This window comes from Veillonella sp. CNR 79/14, from assembly GCF_003992185.1.
Lineage (GTDB): Bacteria > Bacillota > Negativicutes > Veillonellales > Veillonellaceae > F0422.
Map to the genome: position 1 here is coordinate 17,699 of NZ_RQVH01000001.1, position 13,475 is coordinate 31,173.

The window sequence follows — 13,475 nt, forward strand, 5'->3', positions numbered from 1 at the left end:
TATCTCTATGTTAGATACCTATCAACGTATACATTTAATCGGAATTGCAGGCTCTGGCATGCGTGCTATTGCACATGTATTGATTGAAAAAGGGTTTATTGTATCTGGTTCCGATATTCAAGAATCTGCTATTACAGAAAAATTTAGACAAGCAGGGGCTACTATTTTTATGGGGCATGATGCTGCACATGTAGAAGGAGTAGATGTGGTCATCCGCTCTACTGCTATCAATGATGATAATCCTGAAATTCTAGGGGCTAGAGAACGAAATATTCCAATTTTACACCGTTCTGATGTGGTGAAAGCAGTGTTAGATGAAACCTATGGCATTGCTGTTGCTGGTGCGCATGGTAAGACTACAACTACGTCTATGATTGGGCAAATTTTTATGGAAGCAAACCAAGATCCAACCATCATCATTGGTGGAGAAGTTGATTATTTAAATGGTAGTAGCCATGTAGGTACAGGTAAATATAGTATCGCTGAAGCTGATGAAAGTGATGGGTCTTTCTTGCATTTAAATCCTAAACGCATTGTGATCACGAACATTGAAAATGACCATATGGACCATTATCGAACGGTAGAAAACTTATTACGAGCTTTCACAGAGTTTTCTATGAAGTTACCAGAAGATGGTATTGCTGTGGTATGTGGTGATAATCCTTCGATTCGACGGATTATGCCAGATATTAAACGTCAATGTATTACTTATGGTTTAGGAGCAGGCAACGATTATCGCATTGACAACTTACGTATTGAACAAGGGATTACTACCTTCGAAGTAGTCCATAAAGATGCCGTGTTAGGCACGTTACGATTAGCGGTACCAGGTCAACATAATGCGTTGAATGCACTAGGAGCACTTGTAGTAGCTTTGGGAGAAGGAATCTCCTTTGAAGTAGCTGCTCAAGCATTGCGTAAATTTATTGGGGCTAAGCGTCGCTTTGAGACAAAAGGGCATGTAAAAGATGTTTGGGTTGTAGATGATTATGCACATCATCCTACAGAAATTGCAGCCACAATTAAAGCGGCAAAATCTTTGGAAGATCATCGTGTTGTGATTTTATTCCAACCACATCGGTATAGTCGTACAAAGCTGTTGCTGCGTGAATTTGGGACCGCCTTTAAAGAAGCTGACTTAGTTTTCATTACAGATATTTATAGTGCTGGTGAAAAACCTGAGGCGGGGATTGATGGTATGTCCATTCCATTGATGATTAAAGAATTGACAGGTAAAGAGATTCATTATGTGGCAGATGTAAATGACTTGCCACAAACTGTGTTAGAGTATGTTCAACCCAATGATTTAGTCATCACTATGGGGGCAGGTAATATTAATCAATTTGGACCTAAATTATTAGCTTTATTGGAGGAAAAATAAAGTGAAGGATAAACGTATTATTGTCCTCATGGGAGGACCATCAAAAGAAGCTGATGTATCTAGAAGGACGGCTACGGCTATTGCAGAAGCATTACAAAGCAAAGGGTATGCAGCTACAACATTAGAATGCAATCCTAGTACAGTAGTACAAGATTTACAAAATTTAAATTGTGATGTTGTATTTAATGCGATTCATGGCAAATATGGTGAAGATGGAGCCTTGCAAGGGGCCCTTGAAATGGCAGGTATTCCTTATACAGGCTCCGGTGTTATGGCGCATGCTGTAGGTATGAATAAAAAGATGAGCAAGCATGTATTTTTGGGGGCTCAGATTCCCACAGCAAATTCAAAATCCTATGATAATCAATTAGAATCTGTGGATGCAATCCTAGAAGATATTCACGCTAACTTTAAAGTGCCATTTGTGGTCAAAGCAGCTAGTCAAGGTTCTAGTATTGGTGTAGCGATTATTAAAGATGAAGCCACTGTTGATGCAGAAGTAAAACAAGTATTAGACATAGACCATGTCATCGTAGTAGAAGAATTTGTAGATGGTAGAGAATTTACTGTATCTGTATTAGATGGTAAAGCTTTACCAGTGATTGAAATTCGACCACATTCTGGTGAATATGATTATGCTTCTAAATACACAACTGGTGCTACGGATTATTTAGTGCCAGCACCAATTACAAAAGAACAAGCTGCTACTATGCAACGCATTGGCGAAGCTGTATATCAACAAATGCAATGCGCTGGTGTAATTCGTGTGGACATTATGATGAACAGCACAGATGATATGTTTGTACTGGAATATAATACAGTACCGGGTATGACGGCTACATCTTTAGTACCTAAAGCAGCAAAAGCTATAGGAATTGAATTTCCTGAATTGTGCGAACAAATTCTTCATTCAGCTGGATTGCATAAATTTTAGGAGTAGCTATGAGTGTAAATGGATTTCAAGAACAGAGGGGACAAAGAGTGCCTCCATATAGGGAACATCCAACTAGTGAAAGACCAATCCATCCTATAGAAGAGGAAGATAATCCTTGGGAAGTTGTCACTATAGATACACCTGAAGGGCCTAAACGTGTACGACGTAGACGAAAACAAAAACCGACACGAAAATCCAAACCAGCAATTTGGAAAATTGTAGTAGGAGCATTCATTTTAATTGGTATTTTTACATTACCATTACCTATTGGACAAATTCAGGTTAATGGAACAGAACAATTAACTTCGGAAGATGTGGTAGCTATTGGTGATTTAGGATATCCAGTCAATATTTTGCGCGTACGAACAGGTGCGTTAGAAGAACGATTGCAAAAAGATATGAGGGTAGATACTGCGCATGTGTCCTATGCCTTACCGTTGACATTGCAAGTTGATATAAAAGCTCGTAAAGCCGTAGTTGTAGTGCCATCACAATTTGGATTTGTAGCATTGGATAGACAGGGGATGGTTATTGCTAGTAGCCCTACTATTCCAGATACCACAGTTCCTATTATTTCAGGCGTTCGTTTAGGAAATGCATTATTAGGTGATACTATAGAAGCAGCGGGTATTCGAGTAGCTATTGCATATATGGAAGCATTCACTGAGGATAAGCGCAAACAAATTGGTGAAATTAATGTAGGTGATGCTGAACAAATCATTGCCTATACAGTTGATGGGTTGCCAATTCATATTGGTGATCAAAACAATTTAGAAGAAAAAGCAAAAATAACGACAGATATGCTAGTAGATATTGCACAGCGTCATGTCAATGCTGAATATATTGATGTTAATATTAAAACCCCTTTTATTAAAACACAATAAAGGAGCATAAAGTTGAAACAAGGGCGAATAGCCATAGCTGTAGTGAGTATGATTGTAGGAGTTATGCTTGTTACGCAGTACAAAATGACACAAACCATTGCGGAAGGCAATGTAAACTTGCAAAGAAGTGGAGAATTAGCTTTAAAGATTAATTCACTTCAAGAAGAACGAGCAGGTCTAAGAAAGCAAATTGCTACTATGAAAGAAGAAGGAAGTTTAGAGGGAATTAAAGAAGAAAATAGAGTATTATCTCTTAGGGCTTCCTTAGTCGATGTAGAAGGACCCGGAGTTGTCTTAACAATAACGGATAGTAAGACTCCCGTAAAAGATGGAGAAAACCCAAATTTATATTTAATTCATGATGAAGATATGTTGCGTATTGTAAATGAACTAAGAGCAGCTGGTGCAGAGGCAATCTCTATTAATGATCAACGGCTAATAGGAACATCAGAAATACGTTGTTCTGGTCCTACGATTACCGTGAATGGAAAGATTTTTGCTCCTCCTTTTATTATAAAAGCTATTGGTGATACTAAAACATTACACTCCTCTTTGACCATGCGCGGTGGAGTGGTGGAGTCTCTCAAATATTGGGGGATTGAAGTAAAAATTCAAGATGAAGCTCATATAACAGTCCCTGCTTATGATGGAACAATGAAACAAAATTACATCAAAGTGAAGGGAGGACAATGATGGTATATGTATGGATTCTAGGGGGCTTAGTCTTAGGGGTTGCTATTGGAATCATAAGCCCTTTTGATGTGCCTGTATCGTATGCAAAATATACTTCTGTCGCCCTATTAGCAGCATTAGACTCTGTTTTTGGCGGCACTAGAGCAGCTATTGAAAGAACTTTTCAATTATCTATTTTTATTACGGGGTTCTTTTCTAATTCCTTACTAGCTGCGGTCTTAGTATTCTTAGGCAATGCAGTGGGTATAGACTTATACTATGTAGCATTGATTTCATTTGGGTTGCGACTGTTTCAAAATACGGCAGCTATACGTAGATTATTATTAACAAAACGACTACATACATAGAAAAAATAAAGTCATTTCTTGACTTTCATTGAAAAAATATAAAATATATTGTAAAATAAAAGCAAATTATAATGATAAGATAGACTAGTAATATAATGTCATAGTAACAATAATATGAAATATATCTCTAGTAAAGAGGAGGATCATTCGATGTCAGAGTTCGCAAAAATTAAAGTAATTGGTGTTGGTGGCGGCGGTGGAAATGCCGTATCTCGCATGATCGGTAGCGACTTGGAAAATGTTGATTTCTTAGTAGCTAATACTGAAACACAAGCCTTAGATGGTACAAATGTACCTGTTCGCATTCAAATTGGTGAAAAAGCTACTAAAGGTCTTGGTGCGGGCGCTAACCCAGAAGTAGGCCGTGAAGCTGCAGAAGAAAGTCGTGAAGATATTTTAAAAGCATTGCAAGGTGCTGATATGGTATTCGTAACTGCTGGTATGGGTGGTGGCACTGGTACTGGTGCAGCTCCAGTAGTAGCAGAATGTGCACGTGAAGCTGGCGCATTGACAGTAGGTGTTGTAACAAAACCATTTGGCTTTGAAGGTAAAAAACGTAAAGAACAAGCTGAACGTGGTATTGAAGCATTAACTGGTAAAGTTGATACAATTATTACAATTCCAAATGACCGTTTATTGGGTATTATTGACCGTAAAACTTCCTTAAAAGATGCTTTCTTAACAGCTGATGAAGTATTGCGTCAAGGTATCAAAGGTATTTCTGACTTAATTACAAAGCCAGGTTTAATCAACCTTGACTTTGCTGACGTAAAAACTATCATGACAAACCAAGGTGAAGCATTGATGGGTATCGGTGTAGGTGAAGGTGAAAACCGTGCTGTAGATGCTGCTAAACAAGCAATCAATAGCCCATTATTGGAAACTTCCATTGACGGTGCAAAAGGAATCTTGTTAAATATTACTGGTAGTGAAGAGTTAAGCTTATTTGAAATCAATGAAGCAGCAGAAATTATTTCTGAAGCAGCGGACCCAGAAGCAAATATTATCTTCGGTTCTGTTATTGATGAAAACGTAGGGGACAAAGTGTTTATCACTGTTGTTGCTACAGGTTTTGGTGACCAAGGTTCTACTAATGGATTTGCTCGTAAAAGCCCATTTGGAGCTACAGGTAACTCTCCAGAAGTACCAGCTTTCATGAAACGATAAAATTCTCATATAAGGAGGATATTATGAAAAAAGTTTTAGTAGCCACAGCGGTATTAGCCGCATTTAGTGCCTCTGCATTTGCAGCTGCTGTGCCTGTAACTAATATTAATGTAGGCGAAACAAAAGTAGCCGCAGAGTATTCTTTGTCTAAAAAAACAGCACAAGATACAAAACGTAAAGATGGTTTTGGTGTGTCAGCACAACAAGGGCTATCTGATACATTAGCTGCACAATATTCTTTTAATAAAGTTCGTCGTACAGGCGCAGATATCAAAGATCATCAATTAGCAGGTGCTTATGCAGTACATCCTAATGTGAACGTCTATGGTGCTGGTACATACGTAGATATGGGACCTAAACAAAGTGGTTTTGGATACCAAGCAGGTGTAATTGGACATACTCAATTAGCTGATAAAATTGAAGGTTTTGCTAAAATCGGTTTCGGAAATGATATCAAAGGAACCTATCAATTAGGCGCTTCTTATGGATTGCGTCCAGATGTTGATTTAAATGTATATTATCAATATGATAAATACAGTATGAATCAAAACAAAACAGATGTAAAAGGCTTGCATGCAGGTGTAGGTTATTCTTTCTAATTGAAAAGAGTGATATCTGTTGAAAAATAGTAGATAATATATTAGGACTGTAATACATAGTAGTTTACTTTGTATTGCAGTCCTTTTAATTTATTTATGTGATAAATGTGAACAGTTAATCAGTATATGTTAACGAATAATTTGAAAAATAGGTTGACTATTTTGAACTTGATTAATTATAATAAAGTTGTAACAGAATGTAAGAATCATGTAAGCTTGTAAGATCCAGTATACCCATATCATGGGGAGGAGGCACTATGCATACACTATGTAAGGGCTTGACAAGTGTAAGGGAAATTCCTAATACCGTGATTGTACGTAATGTACAATATAAACGAACTACAAGATCACCACAGTTACAAATTAACTATACCCCAAGAAAGCAAGAACATATAGTGACTGTTTGTAATTCAAAAGGCACTTTAGTGTCCACGATGTTAGAACGGTTTGACTCCGAAAGGAGCCACCATGATGAAGTTTCATTGGGGGAAATGCCAAGGGTTTGGACAGGTGAATTAAAAGATAGAACAAGAACAAAATTCGTGTTTACACCTGAATCCATACTTGAGTTTGTTGAGGCTATTCAAGATGATAATTCCATCTATCGGGAAGAGGTACCAGTAGTACCAGAATTAATGGTTTTATCACATATGGCACATCATGTGTTAGATGAAGCAATGTTACTTCAATTAGATATCACTTTTTCTGCACCATTTTATGGTGGAGATGTTATTTCTGTAGAAAAGCTTATAATCCATTCAGATAAGCATACGCAAATTGGTGAGTGCGAACTAGTTGGAACTCATGGTGGGCGTGCACACTGCAAATGGATTTATGAAGAGGAGTTAATGAATGTTACAGACTAGAGATTTGACAAAAATGGCTTTGTTAGTGGCATTAGCCTGTGTAATGGCACAATTATCGGTTCCGAACCCCATGGGTGTGGGAATGATTTCCTTAATTACCATTGCATTATGTTTGATTGGTTTGATATTGCCACCAAAGCAGGCATTTTTGACTTTATTAGTCTATGTATTATTAGGAGCAGTTGGATTACCTGTATTTACTGGATTTACTGGTGGTATGGGAAAAATACTAGGTCCTACAGGTGGGTTTATTTTGATTTGGCCTATTGCCTATACTGCAGTTAGTTGCTTAAAGGGAACAGAAAAAAGTTTTCTTAGATATGCTGTAGTAGCTACACTAGTGAGTATTGTGATTACTTATGTAGCGGCAGTGCCGTACTTCATGTCTGTTGCAAATATACCATTCACTGCTGATGGATTACAAAAAGCCTTAGGAATTTTGTTCTATCCATTTATCATTGGTGATATTGTAAAAGCAATTCTATCTGCTTGGATTGCTACGAAAATTAAATTCTAGTTATCTAAGTAGAATAGCGATCAAATCCTTTTGGATTTGGTCGCTTTTGTTGTGTAAGGATGTCAACTGACCTCCCATATCAATTACTCATTATTTAAAAGTCTTTTACCTAGGCAATTCAGGTAAGAAAATATGAATATAAATGTGTAAAAGTAGAGGATTCTCCTATTTTTACAAGTTTACTATATCTAATTGGTATACATGATATAGTGGTTTTTGTTGAAATAAACTACAATATGTTGTAAACTGAATCTAGTGATATCCATAAAGGGTACAAAATAGTGGTAATCTACAAAGTTATATATTTGATTGTTAGACAGGTTACTAAGCATTTGATAAAACGATTAATTGTTTCAGTGCTTATGAAATGACTATACACTAAAAAAGCAGTACGAATTTTCTACATGTGTAGATACAGTATGGATAGAGCAGAAATTGCTCTTTTTATATGTCCATATTTTGATTTAAATGTGCACCGCATATGTTAATTTTTTGCTTATGCATTGTTTGTATGATTCATACTAAATCTAATACACCGTATAGTTTGTTATGTGCGGTGTAATTAGTATATAGGAGGCTGTATTATGATACATGTAATAAAAAGAGATGGTACTATAGCTGATTTTGATAAAGAAAAAATTATTATTGCTATAGAAAAAGCTATGCATAGTAGTACAGGTGTATATACGCCTGGATTGGCTTTGCAAATTGCTAATGAAATTGAGTCTTATGCAGAAAAAATGGGACGCAATATTACAATCTATGCTATTGAAGATCAAGTGTATTATAAACTCCTGGAAAATAATAATCCTGCAACGGCTCGAGCCTATGAAAATTATAAAGCAGTACAAGCTTTCAAGCGTGTAGAGAATACCACAGATAAAGATGTATTTGGTTTATTGAATAAATCAAATGTAGCAGTTCTTGATGAAAATTCCAATAAAGATGCTTCTATTGTATCTACCCAACGTGATTTAATTGCTGGAGAAGTAAGTAAAGATATTGCACGAAGAAAGCTAATTCCTACAGATATCGTACAAGCTCATGACAGCGGTGCTATTCATTTTCATGATATGGATTATATCATCCAACCTATGTTCAATTGCTGTTTAGTGAATTTAGAAGATATGCTAACAAATGGGACTGTTATTAATGGTAAACGTATTGATACACCAAAGTCATTTCAAGTAGCATGTACGGTAACTACACAAATTATTGCACAGGTTGCATCTGGCCAATATGGAGGTCAAAGCATTAATGGGATTGATCGTATTTTGGCGCCTTATGTAAGAAAATCCTATGATAAATATTTAGAGTTAACATTACAAGAGCAGGTCGAAGTGTATGGTATGGCTCCAGATGTAGCAAAGGCAGAGGAAATTGCTTGGCAACGGACGAAAAAAGAGGTAAAAGATGGGATTCAAACTATCCAATATCAAATTAACACCTTAATGACTACGAATGGACAGGCGCCTTTTGTAACATTGTTTATGCACTTCGATCCGAATAGTGAACTAGCAAAAGAAGCTGCTTTAATTGATGAAGAAATTCTAAAACAACGTATACAAGGCATCAAAAATGAGGCAGATGTATATATTACACCAGCCTTCCCTAAGTTGATTTATGTGTTGGATGAACATAATGTACATCCTAATAGTGAATATTATTATTTGACGGAACTGGCTGCTCAATGCACGGCGAAACGCATGTATCCTGACTATATTTCTGCGAAAAAGATGAAAGAAATCTATGAAGGTAATGTATTTGCTCCTATGGGGTGTCGTTCCTTCTTATCTCCTTGGAAAAATGAGCAAGGTGAGTATGTATTTAATGGTCGTTTTAATATAGGTGTGGTAAGTCTTAACTTACCTCAAATTGGTATTTTAGCACAAGGTAAGGAAGATGCTTTTTTTGAGATTTTGGAAAAACGCTTAGAATTAGCTGAAAAAGCATTGTTGTTCCGCTATGAACTATTGAAAGATGTGACCAGTGATGTATCTCCTATTCACTGGCAATATGGAGCCATTGCACGCCTTCCTAAAGGGGCTCCGATTCGACCATTATTAGAAGGTGGATATGCGACGATTTCTTTGGGATATATCGGTTTATATGAGGCGACCAAGCTAATTGTAGGAGATTCCAATACATCGGAAAAGGGCCATGAGTTTGCTAGAAAAGTGATGGAACGTTTGCACAATGCTACAGAAACATGGCGCAGTAAACACAACATCGGGTTTGCCCTCTATGGCACACCAGCTGAAAGTTTAACCAACCGATTCTCCTCCATTGATAGAGCTCGGTTTGGTGAGATTCCGGATATTACAGATAAAGGATACTACACTAATAGTTATCATGTGAATGTACGTGAAGAAATCAATGTGTTTGATAAATTTGCCTTTGAGTCAGAGTTTCAACGGTTATCCACTGGGGGATGCATTTCCTACGCGGAAATTCCTAATATGAATAATAATATCCCTGCTTTATTGACGATGATGCAGTATATTTACGACACTATTTCCTATGCAGAATTTAATACAAAATCAGACTATTGCCATGAATGTGGCTTTGATGGTGAGATTATCGTTAATGATCAAGTGCAATGGGAATGTCCTCGTTGTCACAATACGAATCGTGATACTTTGACGGTAATTCGTAGAACTTGCGGTTATTTAGGGGAAAATTTTTGGAATGAAGGTCGTACGAAGGAAATTAAAGATCGAGTAATGCATATTTAATAAGATGATGAAAGAAGGATGTACAATGCGCTATGGACAGCTTAGACAATATGATATTGCTAATGGTGAAGGTATTCGTACATCCTTATTCGTTACTGGCTGCACTCATGGTTGTTATAATTGCTTTAACGAAGAGTATCAAGACTTTTCTGCTGGCCAAGAATGGACAGAATCAGATACAGAGAGATTACTTTCCTATGTCAGTGCGCCTGCATGCAGTGGATTGACCTTACTAGGGGGAGAACCGTTTCAAAATATTGACGGATTGGTACCCTTAGTGGATAGAGTATTAGAGGTGGCACCGCAGAAACCAATTTGGGTCTATTCGGGATATACCTATGAAGAAATATTGGATTGCCCTAATAAACGACAATTGTTAGATCGGTGCCATATCTTAGTGGATGGGAAATTCGTGGATGATTTACGAGATCCAGGATTAGCATTTAGGGGTAGTAGTAATCAACGGATTATTGATATACAAAAGTCTTTGCAAAGTGGAGAAGTAGTTTTGTATATGGAATAACATGAGCTAGCTAAGTTAATATTATAAAATAGCGGATATTTGAACTGTAATGTCAAATATCCGTTTTTATATTGACTGATATTCAAATTAAATGTGTATGAGAGTAAAATAATTATAATAGGTGTTTTATAAAAGGCGAGGATACGTCTAACAATTTATGTTCTGATATAAGACAATAGGTATACACAATTACAAGATAATAGGATATAAATTGTAAATTAAAAAAGAGCTGTATAGCAATTGCCATAGAGCTCTTTTTAGCATTTAATTATATATTTATACAATAGTTTGGCTAGGATCCCACACTTCACCATCAGCATCTGGTAAAAATCCATATTCTTTAGTCCACAGTGTTTTGTATTTCACAGCTTGGTTGTGGATTTTTTCAATCATTTTTTCATCTGTACGGATGACTTTGGCAGGGCTACCTACTACTAGGGAGTAGGGTGGAATTTCTGTGCCTTCTAGCACGAGAGCGCCCGCACCGATGATGGAGCCACGGCCGATGTGACAACGGCTAAGAACGATAGCCCCCATACCCACTAATACGTGGTCCTCTAGGGTAGAGGCGTGGATGATAGCACTATGACCAATGGTTACAAAGTCACCAAGGATACAAGCGTGGTCATCGTCTACGTGAAGTACAGAATTGTCTTGTACATTCGAGTAGCGGCCTACTACAATTTTATTGACGTCCCCACGAGCGGATACATTTTGCCATACAGAGGCATATTCTTTTAGTTCTACATCGCCAGCAAGCTCAGCACCTGGCATAGCGTGACTTTTTGGATCTAATTTTGGATATTTTCCTTTAAATGGTAACATAGAAACCTCCTATATTATTTTGTATACGATAGTGTTATTTAATGAATCCCCTTGGGTTAAGGTACTAAGCCAAGGGGATGTAAATGGTATAAATGATACTAGTAGAAGATATATGTATGGTTTAGATAAACTGTTGTGCTTTTTTAATCGCTTCTTTTGCTTCTGCGATAACAGATTTTACAATGGCTTTCGCAGGCTCTACTTGTGTTAAGCGGTTCAGACCTTGACCAACTTGAACAACGCCGTTTACAGTATCTCCATCAACGGCAGCCTTTTTATTTGTACCGATAGCCATAGCTGTCAATTCACTTTTAGGGGCACAACTGTATTCAGCTTCTAAATAACGAGCTGTAAATTCACTTTTAAGACCACGTACTCCGTGATTGAAAGTAAGACCTGTCACAGTGGAGTCAGTATCTGTAGCGTTGATAATAGCTTCTTTACAGTTTTGATGCATTTTACATTCTTCCGCTAAGATGAAACGAGAGCCCATTTGAACGCCAGCTGCACCCATAGTAAGACCAGCAGCGAGTCCACGACCATCTACAATACCGCCAGCGATAATTACAGGGATATCAACCTCTGGCACAACGTTTTCTAGTAAGGCCATCGTTGTTTGTGTACCAATATGACCGCCTGCCTCTTGACCTTCGATGATGATGGCATCGGCCCCTGCAACTGCCACACGTTTAGCAAGTTTTACATTCGGAACCACAGGAATTACTTTGATATCTGCTGCGTGTAATGGTTCGATGAAAGGAACAGGATTGCCCGCGCCTAAGGTAACAAAAGCAGGTTTCTCTTCTACGATAACGGCTAAGATATCATCTAAGTTAGGTGCCATTAACATTAAGTTTACACCGAATGGTTTGTCAGTTAAGGATTTGCATTGACGGATTTCTTGGCGAACCCATTCTGTGTCACGACCGCCTGTAGCGATAACACCAGTAGCACCAGCATTGGCTACTGCGGCCGCAAGGGTGTGCTCAGATGTCCAAGCCATAGCACCTTGAATAATAGGATATTGAATGCCTAATAATTCTGTTAAACTAGTTTTCATAATTCCTCCTATATAGAATAGTGATTCATTTATTTAAATCACTGGAGCTTTCAACATGCTTTCATTATAGCTTAATAGAATGAAAAAATATAGTTGCTGTAAAAGATGATAAAAACAATGTATAATATAACTAAGCTTATCACTAAGAGATATGTGGCACATGGTGCATATATGATATTAAAATGATCCCAATACATATGTGTATTTTAATGAATGTAAAATAGTGATATGCTTGTATATGAGTTTATTAGGCTTAAAAAAGTTATCTATAAAGCTCATGTATATTATGGCAAATTAGGTATATAAGAATTATAGTGTAAAGGAGGACTTATGAAAAAGTCATGGTTAATTGGTTTAGGTATTGTAGGTGTACTTCTGATTTGGATATTTAGTTCCTACAATGGATTAGTACAAACGGAAGAACAAGTCAATGGGCAATGGGCACAAGTGCAAACGCAGTTGCAACGTCGATCTGATTTAATTCCGAATTTAGTGAATACTGTAAAAGGTTATGCGACCCATGAGAAAGAAACAATTCAAGCAGTAGCAGATGCACGGGCAAAATTAGGTGGTGCCAAAACGGTAGAAGAAACGGCGAAAGCGAACCAAGAATTAAGTAGTGCCCTAAGTCGTTTGTTAGTGGTAGTAGAAAACTATCCGAACTTAAAAGCAGATGCTAATTTCAGAGCTTTACAAGATGAATTAGCAGGTACAGAAAATCGTATTGCAGTAGCACGTAAGGATTATAATGGCAGTGTACAAGCCTATAATATGAAGATTCGTACCTTACCTACATCCATCATCGCTAGTCCTATGGGATTTCAGGTGAAACCATATTTTGAAGCAGATCAAGGGGCACAAAGTGCGCCGAAAGTGCAATTTTAATCCTTTTAACATATGTACTTACAATGACTATGTATCGTTGGAAGGAATTGAGCTATAGT

Annotated in this window: 14 protein-coding genes; 12 read left to right on the plus strand and 2 right to left on the minus strand. The window is 37.3% G+C overall.

From position 1 onward, the window contains the following. Positions 1–7 precede the first annotated feature (7 nt). The 11 genes from murC to nrdG all read left to right on the plus strand — a co-directional run bounded on the left by murC (position 8) and on the right by nrdG (position 10,646). A complete protein-coding gene (murC, locus tag EO119_RS00090; RefSeq protein WP_126940228.1) occupies positions 8–1,381 on the plus strand; it encodes a UDP-N-acetylmuramate--L-alanine ligase in 1,374 nt (457 codons plus the stop codon). Between the two features lies 1 nt (position 1,382). Next, positions 1,383–2,315, plus strand: a complete 933-nt coding sequence (locus EO119_RS00095) for a D-alanine--D-alanine ligase (protein ID WP_126940229.1) — start codon at positions 1,383–1,385, stop codon at positions 2,313–2,315. Between the two features lie 8 nt (positions 2,316–2,323). Next, a complete protein-coding gene (locus EO119_RS00100; RefSeq protein WP_126940230.1) occupies positions 2,324–3,199 on the plus strand; it encodes a cell division protein FtsQ/DivIB in 876 nt (291 codons plus the stop codon). A gap of 12 nt (positions 3,200–3,211) precedes the next feature. Next, positions 3,212–3,892: a DUF881 domain-containing protein gene (locus EO119_RS00105; protein ID WP_126940231.1), complete on the plus strand. Its 681-nt coding sequence runs from the start codon at positions 3,212–3,214 to the stop codon at positions 3,890–3,892. Next, a complete protein-coding gene (locus EO119_RS00110) occupies positions 3,889–4,239 on the plus strand; it encodes a small basic family protein (RefSeq protein ID WP_062403002.1) in 351 nt (116 codons plus the stop codon). The genes EO119_RS00105 and EO119_RS00110 overlap by 4 nt, the downstream gene beginning before the upstream one ends. 150 nt (positions 4,240–4,389) lie before the next feature. Next, positions 4,390–5,406 (plus strand): cell division protein FtsZ, encoded by a 1,017-nt coding sequence (ftsZ, locus tag EO119_RS00115; protein WP_062402999.1) that lies wholly within the window; start codon positions 4,390–4,392, stop codon positions 5,404–5,406. A 23-nt stretch (positions 5,407–5,429) separates the two neighbouring features. After that, positions 5,430–6,005: an outer membrane beta-barrel protein gene (locus EO119_RS00120; RefSeq protein WP_009354179.1), complete on the plus strand. Its 576-nt coding sequence runs from the start codon at positions 5,430–5,432 to the stop codon at positions 6,003–6,005. 257 nt (positions 6,006–6,262) lie between these two features. Further along, positions 6,263–6,871 (plus strand): hypothetical protein, encoded by a 609-nt coding sequence (locus EO119_RS00125; RefSeq protein ID WP_126940232.1) that lies wholly within the window; start codon positions 6,263–6,265, stop codon positions 6,869–6,871. Beyond that, positions 6,858–7,388: a biotin transporter BioY gene (locus tag EO119_RS00130; protein WP_126940233.1), complete on the plus strand. Its 531-nt coding sequence runs from the start codon at positions 6,858–6,860 to the stop codon at positions 7,386–7,388. The genes EO119_RS00125 and EO119_RS00130 overlap by 14 nt, the downstream gene beginning before the upstream one ends. A 584-nt stretch (positions 7,389–7,972) precedes the next feature. Next, the gene (gene nrdD, locus EO119_RS00135; RefSeq protein WP_126940234.1) at positions 7,973–10,123 is read left to right on the plus strand and encodes an anaerobic ribonucleoside-triphosphate reductase; all 2,151 of its coding nucleotides are present in this window, start codon (positions 7,973–7,975) and stop codon (positions 10,121–10,123) included. A 25-nt stretch (positions 10,124–10,148) separates the two neighbouring features. Next, positions 10,149–10,646, plus strand: coding sequence for an anaerobic ribonucleoside-triphosphate reductase activating protein (gene nrdG / locus EO119_RS00140; protein ID WP_126940235.1), 498 nt, complete (start codon positions 10,149–10,151; stop codon positions 10,644–10,646). Between the two features lie 276 nt (positions 10,647–10,922). Here nrdG and EO119_RS00145 read toward each other — a convergent pair whose 3' ends face one another. Further along, positions 10,923–11,471: a gamma carbonic anhydrase family protein gene (locus EO119_RS00145; protein WP_126940236.1), complete on the minus strand. Its 549-nt coding sequence runs from the start codon at positions 11,469–11,471 to the stop codon at positions 10,923–10,925. A gap of 121 nt (positions 11,472–11,592) precedes the next feature. Continuing rightward, entirely contained in the window at positions 11,593–12,531 is a 939-nt protein-coding gene (locus EO119_RS00150) for a nitronate monooxygenase (protein ID WP_126940237.1), read from the minus strand. 330 nt (positions 12,532–12,861) lie between these two features. On the opposite strand from EO119_RS00150, the gene EO119_RS00155 reads away from it, so the two are divergent. Then, positions 12,862–13,416: a LemA family protein gene (locus tag EO119_RS00155; protein ID WP_009354181.1), complete on the plus strand. Its 555-nt coding sequence runs from the start codon at positions 12,862–12,864 to the stop codon at positions 13,414–13,416. The last annotated feature ends 59 nt before the right edge of the window (positions 13,417–13,475 follow it).

What these genes read in the sequence shown, in the direction of transcription:
- EO119_RS00100 (WP_126940230.1), top strand. Translation starts at nt 2,324, where the DNA reads ATGAGTGTAAATGGATTTCAAGAACAGAGGGGACAAAGAGTGCCTCCA.
- EO119_RS00145 (WP_126940236.1), bottom strand. Translation starts at nt 11,471, where the DNA reads ATGTTACCATTTAAAGGAAAATATCCAAAATTAGATCCAAAAAGTCAC.
- EO119_RS00125 (WP_126940232.1), top strand. Translation starts at nt 6,263, where the DNA reads ATGCATACACTATGTAAGGGCTTGACAAGTGTAAGGGAAATTCCTAAT.
- nrdG (WP_126940235.1), top strand. Translation starts at nt 10,149, where the DNA reads ATGCGCTATGGACAGCTTAGACAATATGATATTGCTAATGGTGAAGGT.
- EO119_RS00110 (WP_062403002.1), top strand. Translation starts at nt 3,889, where the DNA reads ATGATGGTATATGTATGGATTCTAGGGGGCTTAGTCTTAGGGGTTGCT.
- ftsZ (WP_062402999.1), top strand. Translation starts at nt 4,390, where the DNA reads ATGTCAGAGTTCGCAAAAATTAAAGTAATTGGTGTTGGTGGCGGCGGT.
- EO119_RS00130 (WP_126940233.1), top strand. Translation starts at nt 6,858, where the DNA reads ATGTTACAGACTAGAGATTTGACAAAAATGGCTTTGTTAGTGGCATTA.
- EO119_RS00120 (WP_009354179.1), top strand. Translation starts at nt 5,430, where the DNA reads ATGAAAAAAGTTTTAGTAGCCACAGCGGTATTAGCCGCATTTAGTGCC.
- EO119_RS00150 (WP_126940237.1), bottom strand. Translation starts at nt 12,531, where the DNA reads ATGAAAACTAGTTTAACAGAATTATTAGGCATTCAATATCCTATTATT.
- murC (WP_126940228.1), top strand. Translation starts at nt 8, where the DNA reads ATGTTAGATACCTATCAACGTATACATTTAATCGGAATTGCAGGCTCT.
- EO119_RS00155 (WP_009354181.1), top strand. Translation starts at nt 12,862, where the DNA reads ATGAAAAAGTCATGGTTAATTGGTTTAGGTATTGTAGGTGTACTTCTG.
- nrdD (WP_126940234.1), top strand. Translation starts at nt 7,973, where the DNA reads ATGATACATGTAATAAAAAGAGATGGTACTATAGCTGATTTTGATAAA.